Origin of the sequence: Streptomyces sp. NBC_00289 (genome assembly GCF_041435115.1) — a bacterium.
In the GTDB taxonomy this organism is placed as follows: domain Bacteria; phylum Actinomycetota; class Actinomycetes; order Streptomycetales; family Streptomycetaceae; genus Streptomyces.
In genome coordinates this window covers 282,324-299,247 of sequence record NZ_CP108046.1, presented here as the reverse complement: position 1 = coordinate 299,247, position 16,924 = coordinate 282,324, and the positions used below count along the sequence as shown (strand labels likewise).

Here is a 16,924-nt window from a genome sequence, read left to right as displayed (position 1 = left end):
GTCACGCAGAGCGGAGATCAGGTGGACGCAGCGCGGCCGTTGGCGCGAATGGCTCCGCGCAGGGACTTGCCGTCCACCGCAACCGCTGCCCGCGCCGGACTGTCCGGTGGGTGTCTGTCCTGGCCGCGGCGCGGGAGGCGGCGGCACGGCCGGTAAGCCAGCCGCCGATCGCCGCGTCGAACGCGTCGCCGTCGATGCGCTGCAGTACCCGGCGCACGGTGGCTTCGCTGGGCGCCCGGCAAGGTCGGTCCGGATCACGCAGCGCGGCCCCGCAGCACAACAGCAGCCGGTCACAGGCATTGGCAGCCCACTCGGCGATCGCGGTGAGGGACTTCGCTCCGGCCAGGACCGCGCAGGCGGCGACCGCCAGGACATACGGCAGCGGGTGACGACGGCCCGGGCGGCGGCGCGGGTCGGGCAAGCGAGACAGCCGGGCCAGAAGGTCGGGCAGTTCGTCGGGGCAGGCCGGATTGCCGCCCGCGAGTTGGCCCAGCCCGACGGGGATGAGTGATGCTGGCGCAGCAGGCACGGTCTTCCGTTGTGGTGATCACAAGCAGGCGGCGCCGGGCCGGCTGACGGTGCAGGCGGACGGCGAGCTGGCCGCGGAGGATGAGTCTGGGCCGCCGGAGTGGACCCTTGACGCACTGGCCGCCGAGGCCAGGAGGCTGGGCATCGAGGTCGGTCGCAGCCAGGTCCGCCGGATCCTGCTGGCCGAGGGTGTGCGCTGGCGCCGTACCCGGTCCTGGACCCGCTCGAAGGATCCGGACTTCGACCTGGCGGTCGGCGAATGGATCACCGACGCTCCGCCCCACGTGCTGGAACACGGCGGCGTGCGACTCGACCCCCTTTCCCCCAAACGGGCCCTGCCTGCGGAAACGACAGTCCGACGACTGCTGGCCCGGATCGACGGCGACGCATTGGACCCGGCGGTCGGCCGCTGGCTGTCCGACCGCCGCAACCAAACCCAGGGCCGGCCGAGCGGCTTGGCGGTCGACGGCAAAAGCCTTCGCGGAGCGGCCAGGTGAGGGGCCCCGAAGTTTCCGGACAGGGACCCAATAGGGTTGTCCTGAACAGGAAACGAGGAAGAAGTGCCGCCACCCAGTAAGTACTCGCCGGAGTTCCGTGAGGAAGCAGTCCAGATCGCGTTGAGGTCAAGCAAGACGATCTCCGAAGTTGCCCGGGAGCTTGAGCTGAACTCGGAGACGCTACGCGGCTGGGTGAAGAAGCACCAGAAGCAGCAGGAACCGGCTCCCGATGCAGAATTGACGGTGAACGAGCGGGTACGCCTGAAGGAACTCGAACGGCGGAACCGTGAGCTGGAGATGGAAAACTCCTTCCTGAAAAAATGCGCGGCGTACTTCGCGAAGGATCCCCGGTAGCAAGCAAGTACGAGTTCATCGATGAGATGCGGCTCGACACTGCGGAGTGCGCATACAGCGTCGAGTTCATGTGCGGCAGACTCGGCGTCTCCAGATCCGGCTACTACGACTGGCGATCCCGCCCGGAATCCGCGACGGCACAGCGGCGCGAGGAACTGAAACTGCTCATCAAGAAAGCCTTCGACATTTCCGACAGCACCTACGGCCACCGTCGCATCCAAGCCCAGCTGCACCGCTGGGGCATCAGCGTCGGCCTGGAACTGGTCCGCCGCCTGATGCGCGAGCTGGGACTTGAGTCCTGCCAGCCACAGCCGAAGAGGTTCAACCTCACCAAGGCCGCGGCCGGCCAAGTGCCGGACCTCGTCGGCCGCAACTTCACCGCGGACGCACCCGGCGAAAAGCTCGTCGGTGACATTACTTATATCGGGACCGGGGAAGGCTGGCTGTACCTCGCGACGGTAATCGACTGCTGCACGAAGGAAGTCATCGGTTACGCGATGGACGACCACTACCAAACCCCACTGATATCCAAGGCGATCCGTAACGCGGCACGGAACAGGAACCTCTCGGCCGACGCGATATTTCACTCGGATCGCGGAAGTAACTACATGTCAGCCGAGTTCGGGAGGACGCTAAACCGGTTCGGGCTCCGCAGATCTGCCGGCCGCACCGGGATCTGTTTCGACAACGCCATGGCCGAATCATTCTTCGGCGCCCTGAAGAACGAGCGCGTATCAAGGGTGACTTACCTGACCCGCGAGGTCGCCCGGCAGGACATCACTCGCTACATCGAATTCTGGTACAATCGCAAACGCCTCCACTCGGCGGTGGGGTACCGCCCTCCACGCGAAGTCCATGCCGAGTACGAGAAGTTGCGAATCGCCGCGTGAAATAAACGGTCAGAAGCCTGTCCGGAAAACGCGAGGCCCCTCACAGGGCCAACGGCCGCAGGATCCACCTGCTCGCAGCCCTGGACCACACCACCGGCCTGGTCCTGGCCCAGCTGGACGTCGGTGAGAAGACGAACGAGATCACCTGCTTCCAGCCGTTGCTGGAGACCATCACAGACCTGGCCGGGGTGGTCGTCACCAGTGACGCCATGCACACCAACGCGAGCACGCCGACTACCTCCTCGGCCGCGAAGCCCACTACATCGTGATCGTCAAAGGCAACCAGAAGAAGCTCCGCAAGCAGCTCAGATCCCTTCCGTGGACAGAGATCCCGCTGCAGGGCCGTGTGAAGGGCATCGGCCACGGCCGCTCGGAGATCCGACGGATCAAGGTGGTCACGGTCAACGGCCTGCTCTTCCCCGGAGCCCGCCAGGCCGCCCAGATCAAGCGTCGCCGCACCGACCGCAAGACCGGCAAGACCACCATCAAGACCGTCTACGCCGTCACCAGCCTCACCGCTGAGCAGGCCGGCCCCGCCCAGCTGGCGGCCCTGATCCGTGATCACTGGCAGATCGAAGCCCTGCACCACGTCAGAGACACCACGTTCGCCGAAGACGCCTCACCACTGCGAACCGGCAACGCGCCCCGGGCGATGGCCACTTGGCGCAACCTCGCCATCGGCACCCTGCGGCTGGCCGGCGCGACCAACATCGCAGCAGCTCTGCGACACAACGCCCGCAACGCGGACCGCCCGCTCGCCCTGCTCGACCTCAAGTGATCACGAACGGACACCCACCTACTTCGCCGAAGCCCTGACCATGTAGGACACGCACATCGTAGGTACGACATCTTTCACCTTGACTGGTCTGACCACTGGACCATCAGTCCACTAGAATCGTAGGGTCTCCGCATGCCTCTACAACCCGTCAACCGGCGCTCCGTTCCTGACGAAGTGTTCGACCAGCTCTTCACCGAACTCGTCAGCGGTAATCTCGCCCCCGGTGAAAGTCTTCCTAGCGAACGGCGCCTCGCCGAAGTCCTCGGCGTCTCACGTTCCGCCGTACGGGAAGCGCTGCAACGACTCGCGCACGCAGGTCTTCTGGACGTCCGCCAAGGCGATGCCACCACTGTGCGGGACATCCGCAGAGCGGGCGGTCTCGATCTGCTCCCTCGCCTCCTCTTCCCCGGCGGCGAGATCGACCTGGAAGTTGCCCGCAGCATCCTGGAAGCACGGTTTCACATCGGCCCGAAGATCGCCGAACTGGCAGCTCGGCGCAAGGGACCCGCCCTCGCCGCCCTACTCCAGGACGCCGTCCGGGCGCTCGACACCGACACCGATCCCGTGAGCAGGCAACGGCGCGCCCTGACCTTCTGGGAACACGTCACGGACGCGGCCGAGTCCGTGACCTTCCGATTGATGTTCAACAGCCTGCGCACCGCCTACGAGCCCGCCCTAGAGGCCCTGGTCCACGTCATGGCCACGGAGGTGAACCGGACGGATGCCTACACGGCCCTGACCGACGCCATAGTTCAGCGCGACGCGACCGCCGCTCGCACCCGTGCTGAGGATCTGCTCCGCCCGGCGACCCAGGCTCTGATCGACGTCATCGACCAACTTAAGGAGAGCGATGAACCTGCGTAGGACGCTCATGCGGATGCGGCCGTCCACCGACGAGGCCTCGGATGCCCCCACCCGAGCCCGCCTCCGAGCGGACGAGGTCCGCGCGGCCGAGAAAGCACAGCCGACGTCACCACACCGGAGAGACGTCACGCTGGGAAACGTGTTCCTGGCCTTCTGGCGTCACCCTTCCCCCTGGATGATCAGCGGCACCCTGGTGACGGTGCTTGCCTGCCGGATTGCCCTGGGGGACTGGCGTACCGACGACGTCTACGCCCCGGTCGCCCTCATCCTGCTGTTCCCGCTCTTGGAATGGCTGATACACGTCTTCGTACTGCACTGGCGTCCGCGCAAGGTCGCCGGCGTCGTCTTGGACCCTCTCCTGGCCAGGAAACACCGCGAACACCATGTCGACCCACGTGACGTCCCCCTGGTCTTTATCCCCTGGCGGGCGCTCGTCTGGGTCATCGCCGGCTACAACATCATGGCCCTCATCGCCTTCCCGCGCCTGGGCCAAGCCCTGACCTTCATGGTCACCGTGGCAGTGACCGGGCTCCTCTACGAGTGGACCCACTACCTGATCCACAGCGACTACCAGCCCCGCAGCAGCGCCTACAAAGCCATCTGGCGCAACCACCGGCTACACCACTACAAGAACGAGCACTACTGGTTCACGGTCACCACGACCGCGAGCGCCGACCGGCTCCTGGGAACCTACCCCGACCCGGCCACGGTACGGACGTCACCAACCGCCAAGAACCTCCACGGCACAGCCTGACCCCCTGCCCTGAACGACGCCCGGGACGCCAACCACCCGCCATATATGGAGAGCGAGTCGTGGACCAGGACACCGCGGTAGTGCGGCAGCACCCCACCCTGGCCGGCGCCGTCCCGGGAACGAGGCGCGAGGTGGAGCAGAGTGAGGAAGCCGGTGCAGGCGACGTGCAGCCAGCGCCGTACGGCCCCGATCCAGGTGGTGGTCTCGTCCGCGTGCAGGATGTGGCCCATCACCAGCAGCGCCCGGATCAGGTTCAGTGAGTCTTCGACCAGGCCGACGGCCTCGCTCAGCAGGGACGCCACCCAGCCGGTGGAGACCTCCGCCCCGGTCACATCCTTGATCAGCCGCGCGTCCGCTCGACCGGGATGTGCTGGAACACCAGCAGGCAGACGGCCAGTGCGCGCAGGTTCGGGCCGTAGGAGGAGGGCGATCCGGCGATCTGTCCGGGCATCAGCCCGCCGTGACCGTGCCGCACGCGCACCGGCAGCGATGAGCCCGGTGCTCAGTGACCTTTACCGTGGCCAGGGGAATGTCACGGACCTGGCGCCGCTCGAAGCCGACGCTGGCGCCCTGATCCAACGTGTTTCCGCAGCCGGTACAGGCCGCCGGGACATGGTCCTCGGTGACGTCGGGGTGCTCGGCCATGGCCAGTCCAGCCCCGCCCGCCCCGGGCTGACGGCCCCGCTTACGTCCGCTCTTGGGTGCCGCCTTCTTCTCCGGCCGCCCGAAGGTGTCCGACGACGGCGGCATCGAGGAGTTGCCCGAATTGCGCGCCCCAAGACGCCGCTCCAACTCCGACACCCGAATGGCGGCCAGGGGCTGCGTGTGGAGGAGCTGGCCGCGCTCGCGGCCACGGGGCGGTCGCCTTCGGCGCGGTCCTGATTGAGGTAGCGGACCAGCAGGTTGGCACTGCTGGTATAGCCCAGTTCCCTGATCTCGTGTAGGAGGTGCGTGACGGGAACGGCCGGATGTCGGGCCGGCGTCGGCGCAGGTGGTCGCGGTAGGGGTCGACAAGGGTGGGTCGGTAGCGGGGGGCCCGTTGAGTCGGCACGGAGCGCGGTGCCGGTGTTGCCATCGGTCCGTTTCTCCGTGCCGCTCGCCGAACCCGGCGTACCCGTCTCCGAGTACCGGGCTCTCCACGGACTCTGCCGTTCAGGCGTGGTTGGGGCGGGTCCAGGGGTTGGGGATCGTGTTGCCTCTGTAGCGGTAGCGAGTGACCGCCACCGCTTGGAGGTCGAACAGGCCGCCCCCATAGCAAGGCAGGGACGCACCGCATCCAGCCCAGATCCGCCAGGTTCGAGCTGGTGACGAGTAAGGAGGCGTCAACGCCGGTTCCTCGCGTACTCCTTTCCGTCTCGCTTGCCGGACCCGCACCATCTGGCAGTGCTGATACGTCCCGGCTTTGTCAGGGCCGCTTGCCACCCTCCCCGGCACCTCCCGGATCGGGCTGCCCTCAGCTTCAACCGCCCTACTGCGACAGGACGGCGGTGGCGTCCTTTCACCGCCACCCGAACAACTCGCGCTTCACGGCGCACCCATGTCTTTCGTCAAGCGAGGCGTGGGGTTCTGGGTTCGTAGGAGGTGCCGTCGCGGAGCATCGCGAACAGGACGTCTGCTCGGCGGCGGGCGAGGCAGAGGATGGCCTGGGTGTGGTGCTTGCCTTGCTTGATCTTCTTGTCGTAGTAGGTGCGGGAGGCCGGGTCGGCGAGGGCGGCGAACGCGGAGAGGAAGAAGGCTCTCTTGAGCTGTTTGTTGCCGCGGCGGGAGGGTTGTTCGCCGCGGATGGAGGAGCCGGAGCTGCGGGTGGCCGGTGCGAGGCCGGCGTAGGAGGCGAGGTGGGCGGCGGACGGGAAGCTGCTGCCGTCGCCGACGTCGATGAGGATGCGGGCTCCGGTCCTGACGCCGATCCCCGGCATGGACGTCAGGACCTTCGAAAGAGGGTGGTTGGCCAGCAGTTCCTCGATCCTGGTGGCGAGGATTTTGCGCTGGTCAAGCACTGCCTGGAGGGAGGCGGCGAGGCTGGGGACGATCAGTGCGGCGGCATCGGTGCCTGGAACGACCACGGTCTGTTCGTCCAGGGCGGTGAAGATCTCGTCGACCAGGCGCTCGGCCATCCTGGGGGCCTTCGGGCGTATGAGGGTGACCAGTCGTCGGCGTCCGGCCGTGCGGATCTGGGCCGGGGAACCGAAGCGTTCCAGCAGCGTCAGGATGGCCGGATGCTGGATGCGCGGGCCGACAACTCGCTCCAGGTGCGGGTGGATCTGGGTCAGCAGCCCACGGAGCCTGTTGGCGACCCGGGTGACCTCACCTGCGAGGTCGTCGTCGAAGCCCACGATCATCTCCAGCTCGGCGACCGTCTCGTCGGTGAGCTCGATGGACCGCAGTGTGTGCGGCATCGCCCGGGCCGCGTCCGCGATGATGAACGCGTCGCGGGCATCGGTCTTGGCCTCGCCCGGGTAGAGATCGGCGATCCGCCGCATCGTCAGCCCGGGCAGGTAGGCGACCTTGCAGCCCGCGTCCCGGGCCACGGCCAGCGGCAGGGCCCCGATGGATGCGGGCTGGTCGACGACCACCAGTACGGTGCCGTGCTTCGCGATCAGTTTGGCGAAGACCTCGCGGAGCTTGGGCTCGCTGTTGGGCAGCCGCTTGTCGAAGGCTTTCTTCCCGGCCGGGGTCAGCGCGGTGGCGTGGTGTTCGCCCTTGCCGACGTCCAGGCCCAGGAAGGCGCCGATGTCGCTGGTGTCGATCACAAGCACTCTCCGGTCGTACGGTCCCGGCCTCACCTGCGGCACCAGATGCCGGCATCCACATTACGAAGAACCTCCCTGCCTCCCGAAGGAGTTGGTGGTCATGCCCCTCATCAGCGGTCTACCAGTGCCTCCGGGAGCGGTGACACCACCCCCCAGATCATGATCAACAGGGGGGAGCAGTCATGCCGTCCCGGAGGCCGGGAACCCCATTGCGGTGCTGATCAAGAAGGTAATGGGGGGGCGATGCGGTCCGCGGGTGGTTTAAGGGACGCGGACGTAACGCTTGACGGTATTCAAGGCGAGGTTCAGTCTGCGGGAGCGGTCGAGCAGGCCGACGCCGGAGTCGAGGAGGGCGTGGACTTTGTGCCAGCGCTCGCGGGTAGTCTGCTCGCGCACGCCGCCGGGCCGGGGCGGGTTGACGATGGCCCAGCAGGGGGCGTGGGCGCGGACCTCGGCCACAACTTTGTCGCACAGGTTGACCCTGTTGCCCATTCGGCTATGCAGCGAGGCTGAGTTCGAGTCGGGCGAGGTGGCTGGTGTGGCGGCGGTCCAGTGGCTTGCTGTTCCACCAGGCTCAGGCGGATGAGGTTGAGGGCGACGGCGTTGTGGACGTGTTCGAGGTGGGTCTTGGCCAGGCCGCGGTAGCGGGCCCGGCGGTTATGGTGACGGCGAGGGCCTGGTGGATGGTGCTCTCGACGCCGGAGCGTAGGGCGTAGGCGTCCTGCCAGTGCCGGCCGGCCTGCTCGGCGCGGGCGGTGTGCAGGGCTCGGTCAGCGAGCGCGGGTTCAAGGTGAGCTGGCGGAAGCCCCGGCGGCTGGTGGTGGGGCTGGTGGGGCCGCAGGCCGGCTTGGAGAAAGCGACCACGATCATCGGATAGCCGTGCTGGGTGCACGGGCTCGAGGAAGAGCTCACCTGCCCCTTGTGAGCGATCACGTAATTCGGCTCTGTCGCTGATCTTGCGATCGGGTGATCTCCGGACGGCGCGGCTGTGATCATGATTCGTGTGTACTTCGCGGAGCTTCGAGGCGCTTCTTCCTCATCTGACGGGTGTCGTGGTGGAGTTGGTGGAGCGGCCTGTCGGCGGGATCACCCTGCATGCCCGCGCGCGTGCGGCCGATGGGCTGTGCCCGCACTGCGGCAGTTCCTCGGGACGGGTGCACGGCCGGTATCCGCGACGGTTGTCGGATGCGGCGATCAGCGGCGCCCGGGTGGTGATCGAGCTGCTGCTGGTGCGCCGGTTCCGGTGCCTCAACGCCGCTTGCGCGGCAGTGACGTTCGTCGAACAGGTTGCCGGGCTGACCAGCCCACATGCCCGCTTCACCCGGCTGCTGCGCGAGATGCTTACCAGCATCGCGGTGGCGCTGGCCGGGCGGCCGGGGAGCCGGCTCGCGGCGGCTCTTGGAGTTCCGGTGGCGAAGGACACGCTGTTACGTCTCCTCCGAGCCTTTCCCGAGGAGCCAGTCGGGCAGGTCAGCGGTCCAGCGCACCGTCGGTGCGCGCCGGGGGCGTGGTAAATCCTGTGGCGCGCGCTGGGGTGCTTCCGTCTGCCTCTGACGCGGGCTGATACCGCTGCGGGACGCTGGTGGGGTTCGTTCCGGCCGAAACCGAATGCTCTGTGATGCCGGTGAGCTCGCAGGTCAGCGTGGTGCTGGGGGCCGTCCACGGGAACCGTGGAGTGTTGCTGCGAGCACGTGCGTCAGAATTCCTGATTCACCTTGGTCCCCCCGGAACGGCGTACCACTCGGCCGTTGAGGGAGGGACAGGGACGTGGATGTGCTGCACGAGCGCTGCGCCGGTGTGGACATCAGCAAGAAGGATGCCAAGGCGTGTGTCCGCACCCCGAGTACCAAGCGGCGGGGGGCCTTCGCGACCGAGACCACGACGTGGGGTTCGACGACGAACGCGGTGCTCGCCCTGCGCGATCACCTGCTCGCCGCCGAGGTCACCCTGGTCGTGATCGAGGCGACGTCGGACTACTGGAAGCTCTTCTACTACCTTCTGGCCGGGGAGTTGAACGTGATCCTGGTCAACGCGCGGCAGGTCAAGAACCTGCCCGGCCGCAAGACGGACGTCTCGGATGCGGCCTGGCTGGCCCAGCTCGGTGCGCATGGCCTGGTGCGGGCCTCGTTCGTGCCGCCCCAGCCGGTGCGCGAGCTGCGAGACCTGACCCGGGCTCGCACCCAGATGACCCGCGAGCGCGGCCAGATCGTGCAGCGGCTGGAGAAGCTGCTGGAGGACACCGGGATCAAGCTGTCCGCGGTCGCCTCCGACATCATGGGGGTCTCTGGCCGGGCCATGCTCGAAGCCCTCATCGGCGGGGAACGCGGCCCGCAGGTCCTCGCGGAGCTGGCCAAACGCAAGCTCCGCAACAAGATCCCCGAGCTGACCGAGGCGCTGACCGGACGCTTCCGCAGCCACCATGCCTTCCTGGCCCGGCTGCACCTGGACCACTACGACCAGCTCACCGACGCGATCCGGCAGCTGGACGAGCGGATCGAGGGGGCGATGGCTCCCTTTCGTCCCTCGCTCGACCTCCTCGACACCATCCCCGGGATCAACCGGGCCGTCGCCGAGGTGATCATCGCGGAGACCGGCGGGGACATGAGCCGGTTCGCCTCCGCCAGGCACCTCGCGTCCTGGGCCGGCGTCTGCCCAGGCCACCACGAGTCCGCCGGCCGAACCAAGAGCACCAAAGTCCGACCCGGCATCCCTATCTCAAAGGCGCCCTCGGACTCGCCGCACTCGGCGCGGTGAGAACCAAGGAGCGTTTTCAGGGTGGCCACTGATCGAGTGATGCAAGGGGATGGCTGGCAGGGCAACGGACGAGGCTCCCAGGCAGTTGAGAGAGGTATCTGACATGCGATCTCGGTTGCCGGGGAGCCCCGTTGATTACGTATCCTGCCGCACTCGACCTCCCGCATGCCCTCGTGGAGACGGTCACGATGCTGATCGTCCTTCGTGAGGGTGACCGCCGGTGCAAGCTCCGTCCGTCCGCGCGTGCGGTTGTCGCGCTCGTGTACTTGCGCCAGCACACCACGCTGGCCCAGATCGCCGCTGGTTTCCGCATCAGCGTCGGGACCGCGCACGCCTATGTCCGCTCCGTGGTGGGCCTGCTGGCGCGCCGGGCTCCGGGGCTGACGCGGGCCCTGCGTGAAGTGAAGGCCCGGGCGGAATACGTGCTGGTGGACGGCACCCTCGCGGAGTGCGACCGGGTCGGTGACGGCCGCGGGGACTACTCGGGAAAGCACCGGCGTCACGGTGTGAACCTGCAGGTCGTCACCGATCCGGACGGCACCATCGTATGGATCTCGAAGGCGCTGCCCGGTCGCACCCACGACCTCACCGCCGCCCGCACCCACCGGATCATCGACACCTGCCGCAGACTCGGTATCCCGGTCCTGGCCGACCTCGGCTACCTCGGTGCCGGCGGCACCATCACCACCCCGATCCGACGTTCTCCCGGCAAAGAACTCAACCGCCGGCAGCTATCGCTGAACAGGGCTCATGCCCGCCTGCGCTACCCGGTCGAGCGCGGCATGGCCCGATTGAAGACCTGGCGGATCTTCCGCAAAGCCCGCTGCAGCCCCACCTGGCTCACCACCGCAGCCAAAGCCGTCCTCACCCTTGAGAGCTACTGCTGAAAATCCTCAAGGACACCTACCTGCAGGCCCGTTACAAGCGGCTCACCGCCCGCCGCGGCCCGATGCGAGCCTTGGTCGCCGTCGAGCACTCGATCATCACCGCGATCTGGCACATGCTCACCGACAACGTCACCTACCACGAGCTCGGCGGCACCTACTTCGCCCAGCGCGACCCCGAACGCGCCACCCGCCGCGCGATCAGTGCGCTCAATCAGCTCGGCTACACCGTCACCCTCAACCCGCTGGAAGGCGCGGCCTGACCGACCCGCACCCAGACACCCGGCGAGCGCCACAGCCACCGGGCACCCAGCCCTGCCTACCCCCACCCTGACCTGCTGCTATTTACGCGTCAGAGTGCTGGGTGTTGACGATTTCGCCATGCGCAGGGGCGACTCGTACTCGACGATCTTGGTAGATCTGGAACGGCGGCGACCCATCGACGTGCTGCCGGGCCGCGAGGCCGAACCGCTGGCCACCTGGCTTCGCGACCACCCCGAGGTGGAGATCATTTGCAGGGACCGCGGCGGGGCCTACGCCGAGGGCGCCCGCACCGGGGCCCCGCAGGCGGCGCAGATTGCCGATGGCTGGCATTTGTGGAAGAACCTCGGTGAAGCGGTGGAGAAGACCGTTGGCGCCCATCATGCCTGCATCCGGACCGTGTTCGCGAACACCGTACCCCTCACCCCGCCGCCCGGAGACGACATCTGGCAGCTACCGCCGCCCGCCACCGACTCCACGCTCGACGTCTGCGGACGCGAGCGCCGCCTGGTGACCCGAACGAAGGAGCGGTACGCCGCCGTACAGCAACTCCTGGCCGACGGAAGCTCGTTGGAACGAATTTGCCGGACGCTGCGGCTGGACCGGTCCACCGTGCGCCGCTTCGCCCGCGCCACCAGCATCGACGAACTACTGAGGATTTTCAGCAGTAGCTCTCAAGGGTGAGGACGGCTTTGGCTGCGGTGGTGAGCCAGGTGGGGCTGCAGCGGGCTTTGCGGAAGATCCGCCAGGTCTTCAATCGGGCCATGCCGCGCTCGACCGGGTAGCGCAGGCGGGCATGAGCCCTGTTCAGCGATAGCTGCCGGCGGTTGAGTTCTTTGCCGGGAGAACGTCGGATCGGGGTGGTGATGGTGCCGCCGGCACCGAGGTAGCCGAGGTCGGCCAGGACCGGGATACCGAGTCTGCGGCAGGTGTCGATGATCCGGTGGGTGCGGGCGGCGGTGAGGTCGTGGGTGCGACCGGGCAGCGCCTTCGAGATCCATACGATGGTGCCGTCCGGATCGGTGACGACCTGCAGGTTCACACCGTGACGCCGGTGCTTTCCCGAGTAGTCCCCGCGGCCGTCACCGACCCGGTCGCACTCCGCGAGGGTGCCGTCCACCAGCACGTATTCCGCCCGGGCCTTCACTTCACGCAGGGCCCGCGTCAGCCCCGGAGCCCGGCGCGCCAGCAGGCCCACCACGGAGCGGACATAGGCGTGCGCGGTCCCGACGCTGATGCGGAAACCAGCGGCGATCTGGGCCAGCGTGGTGTGCTGGCGCAAGTACACGAGCGCGACAACCGCACGCGCGGACGGACGGAGCTTGCACCGGCGGTCACCCTCACGAAGGACGATCAGCATCGTGACCGTCTCCACGAGGGCATGCGGGAGGTCGAGTGCGGCAGGATACGTAATCAACGGGGCTCCCCGGCAACCGAGATCGCATGTCAGATACCTCTCTCAACTGCCTGGGAGCCTCGTCCGTTGCCCTGCCAGCCATCCCCTTGCATCACTCGATCAGTGGCCACCCTGAAAACGCTCACTGGTCAACGGGACGAACCGAGTCAGCATCCTCGACCCGTACACGGTGGCCCGCCTTCATCATCGGTGGAACGACGGCTGCCGCGAAGCGCACAACTCCACCAGGAAATCCAGGCCATGGGCTTCCGGGGCAGCATCCAGACCACCCGGCGCTACCTTCGCTCCTTCAAAACCTTCACCGCCGCACCGGCAGCGCCCCGTGTGGCTCCACGGCCCCGCCGTATCGTCAGATGGATCATGACGAACCCCGGCAATCTCCCGGACGAGGACGCCCTCGCGCTCAAGGAGATCCGTGCGGTCTGTCCCGAACTGGACGCGGTCACCCAGCACGTCCGCGACTTCGCGACGATGCTGCGGGACCTGACCGGCAACGAACTCCCCGCCTGGATGGAGCGCGTCGAACACGACGACCTGCCCGCACTGCACTCCCTGGTCAACGGCCTGCGCCGGGACCAGGACGCCGTCATCGCCGGCCTGTCCAGCTCCTGGAGCTCCGGCCAGGTCGAGGGCCAGAACACGAGGGCGAAACGGATCAAAAGGGATGGATACGGCCGGGCCAACTTCGACCTCCTCCGCACCCGCATCCTGCAGAGATCCTGACCCGCCCGATCACAAGATCAGCGACAGAGCCGAATTACGTGATCGCTCACACCCCTGGGGCAGGTGACCTGCTGGTACTTCCAGTCGATGGTGAACGCGTCGGCTTAAAGCCGGCGCTCTCGCGGGCCTGGCGGGACTGGTCGAGCAGGACCGGGGTGATCAGTGCGATGCCGTAGGCGTGGCGGGACTTCACGATCAGGTCGGCGCTGGGGTAGCCGGAGTCGAGGTAGTGCTCACCCGGGAGCAGGCCGCGGCGCTGCATCTGCTGGTGGATGCCGTCCAGGGCCTTGGTGTCGGGGACGGTGGAGGCGGTGGTGGCCACGTTCGTGATCAGGTTCGGGGCGGTGCGCTCTTTCTCGGGCGCCTCCGTGCAGCTCTCGCTCACGTGCAGTTTGAACCCGTTCCAGAAGGTGTCGCGCTTGCCGGACCAGCGGGTGTCGGGATCGTAGGCAGAAGCGATGCGCAGATGGCCGGACGGAAGCCCGTTACCGCCCTCCTCGGTCTTGGTCCGGCGGGCCACCACCTCGCGACCGCCGCGTGCGGCGGTGCGGGTGTAGTTCTGCAGCAGCACGGTGCGCAGGGTCTGCACCGCGGGCAGCTCGCGCAGCCAGGGTTCGGAGCGCGGAGTAGACGGCGCTGAGCAGGGCGAAGCCGTTGCGGGCGTAGGTCAGCGCGAGTTGGTCGCGCTTGGTAGTGGAGGAGGGCATGCGCCAGGTGTCGATCCGGGTGTCATAGCGGTGCGACCAGCCGGGCACGTCCAGCACGCCGGCGACCCAGTGCGGCGCGGCCACCGTCAACGCCTCCACCGCCGCCCGCACGCTCTCCCCGGCCAGCTCCAGGCGGTTCAGGCCCCGTACCGCGGAGACGATATGGGTGGAGTCGGTGCGCTGCTTGCCTCCGGCCCCGACTAGACCCTGCTCCGTCAGCCTCTCCAGCAGCAGGTCCAGGACCTTCTCCTTCAGATGATGCTCGACCACCCGGGTACGGAACTGGGACAGCACGGTGAAGTCGAAGCCGGTGTCGGTCAGCTCCAACCCGAGCGCGTACGCCCACGAAAGCCGGTCACGCACCGCCTCCGCAGCCTGGCGGTCCGTCAGGTTCTCGGCCATCTGGAACACCGTCGGCAAACGCGAGCCGGCCCGGGGACCAGCTCGCCGGCCCGGTCACGCCGAAAGCCTCCGCGAACTCCCCGATCGGGAACAGTTCCCCCAGCCGGTCACGCACCGTCACCGGCAACGGCACCTGCCGCCCAAATTCTTCGCCCGCACCGCCCGCGCCACCACGGGATCCGGCTCCGGCCACGACTGCGGCTCCAGCGACACGCCCAGCCCACCCCACGCTCGGGGATCAGGAAGAACCGGCCGCACCACCAACCCTGTCAGCACTACCAAGCCCCTGTCAGCCCTCAACAGCCAATAGGCAACAGGGTCAAGATCACCTTCAAAGCCCTGCGCAGAGTCAGCCTCGACCCCAGCCGCATCACGAAGATCGCCGCCGCAGCCCTCGTCCTGCTCCAGATCGAACACGACCGCACCATCTGAACGATCACACACCGTCGTGACCCATTACTGACAAAGACTCACTGGGGCTACCTCACGTCCCACGAAACACGCCTGCGCTACCGGCAATGAGCGCGGCGAAGCTGACGTGGACTCCGGCGCAACGCCAGCGTTCGATTTTTTCGGGTACGCCCAGCAGAGCGGCGATATCGGAGCGTACCTGGGCAGGCTTGAGTTTGTGGGTGTTCATCAGTTGGCTCCGTATCCGGTGAGGGCGAGGGTGATACGGTCGCGCAGTTTCTGTTTGCTGATCTTCCCGACGGCGGTCCGGGGCAGTGCGTCGATGCTCTCGATCCGGTCTGGGAGCTTGTACTCGGCCAGACCACGGCTGCGGACGAAGTTGACCAGTTGACCGGGAGCGGCTGGGCAGTCGCTGGGCACGATGTAGGCGCAGACGCGTTCGCCGAGGAAGGCATCGGGCATGGCGACCACGGCGGCTTCGGCGACTCCGGGGTGGGCGAGGAGATGGTATTCGATCTCTTCAGCGGCGATCTTTTCGCCGCCCCGGTTGATTTGGTCCTTGGCCCGGCCGACGACGACGAGATGCCCGGTGGGTATCTGCTGGACGACGTCACCGGTGCGGTAAAAGCCTTCAGGTGTGAAAGCCGCCTTGTTGTGGTTGGGTGCGCGGTAGTAGCCGCGGATGGTGTTGGGGCCGCGCACGAGGAGGTTGCCCGGCTCGCCGGGTAGTACGTCGTGGTCATCGTCGTCGACGACGCGGATCTCGTCGTCGGGTGACAGGGGCTGGCCCTGGGTGGTGAACAGGAGGTCGTCTGGGTCGTCGAGACGGGTGAAGTTGAGCAGCCCCTCGGTCATCCCGAACACCTGCTGGAGCCGGGCGTCGAGCCCTGGCCGCACCCTTTGGGCGAGGTCCGGCTTGAGTTTGGCACCGCCTACCTGCAGCACCTCCAGGCTGGACAGATCCGCCGACGCTTGGGCGGCGGCGCTGAGCCACGCCTCGACCAGTGGGGGAACCAGCGCTGCGACCGTGGCGCGTTCCTGCTCGATCAAGGGAAAGGTGGTATCGGGCGCCGAGTTGGGGGACAGAACGACGCGTCCGCCGTTGAGGAAGGTGCCGAGCACCCCGGGCGCACTGAGCGAGAACTGGTGCGCCACTGGCAGCGAGCACAGGTAGACGGTGGAATGGGTAAAGCCGCACAGCTCCGCGCCGGCCCGCGCCCCGTATAGGTAGTCGTCGTGGGTGCGGGGGATCAGCTTCGGAGTCCCAGTAGTGCCGCCGGACAGATGTAGCACTGCGACATCGCCCGGGTCGGCGACCTGCCACCTAGTCTCCGCTTCGCCCGGTTCGGCCCGCACCTCGTCGGCCGACAGCCGCCCTTTCGACTCGCCAACGACGATCACATGCTTCAGCGAGGGCACGCTGCTCTGGACCTCAGAGGCCAAGGTCGGGAAGTCGAAACCGGCGTGCCGATCGGGAACGATGTAGGCGACCGCCTCAGTGTGCTGACAGACGTACGTCACCTCACTGCGGCGGTATGCAGGCAGCACAACGACGGGAATGGCCCGGAGCTTGAACAATGCGAAGAATATCTCCACGAACTCCGCCACATTCGGAAGCTGCAACACCACCCTGTCGCCCGGCCCGATGCCAAGACGCTGCAGCCCAGTAGCCATCCGGTTGATGCGCTCTTCCAACGCGGCGTAACTCCAGCGTCTGTCACCGGCGACCACGGCGATGCAGTCACCAAAGCGCCGGGCCCACATGGCGGGCAGCTCACCTAGGGCAATACCGGCCCAGTAGCCCCTGCTGCGATACCGGTCGGCAAACTCTGCCGGCCAGGGAACACACCCATCAAGCATCATAATTCTCCTCAAAATTTCGCCACTTTGATCAGCCGCCCCGGCATTTACCGGGCTCTCTGGGCTCCGGTGGAGCTTCGCAACCGCGGA

Annotated in this window: 18 protein-coding genes and 6 pseudogenes; 12 read left to right on the top strand and 12 right to left on the bottom strand. The window is 67.2% G+C overall.

Annotated elements, in window-relative coordinates; genetic code table 11:
• Position 1 precedes the first annotated feature (1 nt).
• On the bottom strand, positions 2 to 529 hold the full coding sequence (locus OG985_RS01620) for a transposase family protein (protein ID WP_371666548.1): 528 nt from the start codon (positions 527 to 529) through the stop codon (positions 2 to 4).
• On the opposite strand from OG985_RS01620, the gene OG985_RS01615 reads away from it, so the two are divergent.
• Together OG985_RS01615 and OG985_RS01610 are read left to right on the top strand one after the other, a co-directional pair.
• Positions 504 to 1,025 carry a transposase family protein gene (locus OG985_RS01615; protein WP_371666547.1) on the top strand — a complete coding sequence of 174 codons (522 nt, stop codon included), beginning with the start codon at positions 504 to 506 and terminating at the stop codon, positions 1,023 to 1,025. The two genes, OG985_RS01620 and OG985_RS01615, sit on opposite strands and share 26 nt — an antisense overlap.
• A 63-nt stretch (positions 1,026 to 1,088) precedes the next feature.
• A protein-coding gene (locus OG985_RS01610) for an IS3 family transposase (protein WP_371666478.1) occupies positions 1,089 to 2,269 on the top strand; the annotation gives its coding sequence in 2 pieces (ribosomal slippage) (positions 1,089 to 1,353 and positions 1,353 to 2,269; 1,182 coding nt in all).
• Positions 2,270 to 2,309: 40 nt separating this feature from the next.
• On the opposite strand, the gene OG985_RS01605 is transcribed toward OG985_RS01610, so the two are convergent.
• Complete coding sequence (locus tag OG985_RS01605; protein WP_371666546.1) at positions 2,310 to 2,498, bottom strand: hypothetical protein; 189 nt, start codon at positions 2,496 to 2,498, stop codon at positions 2,310 to 2,312.
• A 36-nt stretch (positions 2,499 to 2,534) separates the two neighbouring features.
• On the opposite strand from OG985_RS01605, the pseudogene OG985_RS01600 reads away from it, so the two are divergent.
• The 3 genes and pseudogenes from OG985_RS01600 to OG985_RS01590 all read left to right on the top strand — a co-directional run.
• Positions 2,535 to 2,891: pseudogene (locus tag OG985_RS01600) on the top strand (ISAs1 family transposase); the annotation flags it as partial.
• Between the two features lie 288 nt (positions 2,892 to 3,179).
• The gene (locus OG985_RS01595) at positions 3,180 to 3,911 is read left to right on the top strand and encodes a FadR/GntR family transcriptional regulator (protein WP_371666545.1); all 732 of its coding nucleotides are present in this window, start codon (positions 3,180 to 3,182) and stop codon (positions 3,909 to 3,911) included.
• Positions 3,898 to 4,665, top strand: a complete 768-nt coding sequence (locus tag OG985_RS01590) for a sterol desaturase family protein (RefSeq protein ID WP_371666544.1) — start codon at positions 3,898 to 3,900, stop codon at positions 4,663 to 4,665. Before OG985_RS01595 ends, OG985_RS01590 begins: the two co-directional genes overlap by 14 nt.
• Here OG985_RS01590 and OG985_RS01585 read toward each other — a convergent pair.
• The 5 genes and pseudogenes from OG985_RS01585 to OG985_RS01565 form a co-directional block, all read right to left on the bottom strand.
• Complete coding sequence (locus OG985_RS01585; RefSeq protein WP_371674220.1) at positions 4,602 to 4,967, bottom strand: transposase; 366 nt, start codon at positions 4,965 to 4,967, stop codon at positions 4,602 to 4,604. The two genes, OG985_RS01590 and OG985_RS01585, sit on opposite strands and share 64 nt — an antisense overlap.
• Positions 4,968 to 5,115: 148 nt before the next feature.
• Positions 5,116 to 5,466 carry a DUF6444 domain-containing protein gene (locus OG985_RS01580; protein ID WP_371666543.1) on the bottom strand — a complete coding sequence of 117 codons (351 nt, stop codon included), beginning with the start codon at positions 5,464 to 5,466 and terminating at the stop codon, positions 5,116 to 5,118.
• A 50-nt stretch (positions 5,467 to 5,516) separates the two neighbouring features.
• A pseudogene (locus tag OG985_RS01575) lies at positions 5,517 to 5,707 on the bottom strand (ISL3 family transposase); the annotation flags it as partial.
• A gap of 505 nt (positions 5,708 to 6,212) precedes the next feature.
• Positions 6,213 to 7,415: an IS110 family transposase gene (locus tag OG985_RS01570; protein ID WP_371674219.1), complete on the bottom strand. Its 1,203-nt coding sequence runs from the start codon at positions 7,413 to 7,415 to the stop codon at positions 6,213 to 6,215.
• A gap of 236 nt (positions 7,416 to 7,651) precedes the next feature.
• Positions 7,652 to 7,892: pseudogene (locus OG985_RS01565) on the bottom strand (ISL3 family transposase); the annotation flags it as partial.
• A 578-nt stretch (positions 7,893 to 8,470) separates the two neighbouring features.
• Here OG985_RS01565 and OG985_RS01560 point away from each other — a divergent pair.
• The 5 genes and pseudogenes from OG985_RS01560 to OG985_RS01540 all read left to right on the top strand — a co-directional run bounded on the left by OG985_RS01560 (position 8,471) and on the right by OG985_RS01540 (position 11,998).
• Positions 8,471 to 8,929, top strand: coding sequence for a transposase family protein (locus tag OG985_RS01560; RefSeq protein WP_371666542.1), 459 nt, complete (start codon positions 8,471 to 8,473; stop codon positions 8,927 to 8,929).
• A 253-nt stretch (positions 8,930 to 9,182) separates the two neighbouring features.
• A pseudogene (locus tag OG985_RS01555) lies at positions 9,183 to 10,192 on the top strand (IS110 family transposase); the annotation flags it as partial.
• Positions 10,193 to 10,300: 108 nt separating this feature from the next.
• Positions 10,301 to 11,056, top strand: a complete 756-nt coding sequence (locus tag OG985_RS01550; protein ID WP_371666485.1) for a transposase family protein — start codon at positions 10,301 to 10,303, stop codon at positions 11,054 to 11,056.
• A gap of 8 nt (positions 11,057 to 11,064) precedes the next feature.
• Positions 11,065 to 11,316: pseudogene (locus OG985_RS01545) on the top strand (IS110 family transposase); the annotation flags it as partial.
• On the top strand, positions 11,258 to 11,998 hold the full coding sequence (locus tag OG985_RS01540; RefSeq protein WP_371666541.1) for a transposase: 741 nt from the start codon (positions 11,258 to 11,260) through the stop codon (positions 11,996 to 11,998). The pseudogene OG985_RS01545 and the gene OG985_RS01540, both read left to right, overlap by 59 nt.
• Here OG985_RS01540 and OG985_RS01535 read toward each other — a convergent pair.
• Entirely contained in the window at positions 11,976 to 12,731 is a 756-nt protein-coding gene (locus tag OG985_RS01535) for a transposase family protein (protein ID WP_371666485.1), read from the bottom strand. The two genes, OG985_RS01540 and OG985_RS01535, sit on opposite strands and share 23 nt — an antisense overlap.
• Before the next feature lie 360 nt (positions 12,732 to 13,091).
• Between OG985_RS01535 and OG985_RS01530 the strand changes: the two genes are divergently transcribed.
• A complete protein-coding gene (locus OG985_RS01530) occupies positions 13,092 to 13,454 on the top strand; it encodes a transposase (RefSeq protein WP_371666540.1) in 363 nt (120 codons plus the stop codon).
• Positions 13,455 to 13,500: 46 nt separating this feature from the next.
• Here the strand turns inward: OG985_RS01530 and OG985_RS01525 are convergent, their stop codons facing one another.
• Positions 13,501 to 14,025: a hypothetical protein gene (locus OG985_RS01525; RefSeq protein WP_371666539.1), complete on the bottom strand. Its 525-nt coding sequence runs from the start codon at positions 14,023 to 14,025 to the stop codon at positions 13,501 to 13,503.
• Positions 13,940 to 14,563 carry a transposase gene (locus OG985_RS01520; protein WP_371666538.1) on the bottom strand — a complete coding sequence of 208 codons (624 nt, stop codon included), beginning with the start codon at positions 14,561 to 14,563 and terminating at the stop codon, positions 13,940 to 13,942. Before OG985_RS01520 ends, OG985_RS01525 begins: the two co-directional genes overlap by 86 nt.
• A 318-nt stretch (positions 14,564 to 14,881) precedes the next feature.
• Here OG985_RS01520 and OG985_RS01515 point away from each other — a divergent pair.
• Positions 14,882 to 14,995, top strand: a pseudogene (locus tag OG985_RS01515) (IS5/IS1182 family transposase); the annotation flags it as partial.
• 52 nt (positions 14,996 to 15,047) lie between these two features.
• Here the strand turns inward: OG985_RS01515 and OG985_RS01510 are convergent.
• Complete coding sequence (locus OG985_RS01510) at positions 15,048 to 15,203, bottom strand: hypothetical protein (protein WP_371666537.1); 156 nt, start codon at positions 15,201 to 15,203, stop codon at positions 15,048 to 15,050.
• On the bottom strand, positions 15,203 to 16,837 hold the full coding sequence (locus tag OG985_RS01505) for a (2,3-dihydroxybenzoyl)adenylate synthase (protein ID WP_371666536.1): 1,635 nt from the start codon (positions 16,835 to 16,837) through the stop codon (positions 15,203 to 15,205). The genes OG985_RS01510 and OG985_RS01505 overlap by 1 nt, the downstream gene beginning before the upstream one ends.
• Positions 16,838 to 16,924: the final 87 nt, after the last annotated feature.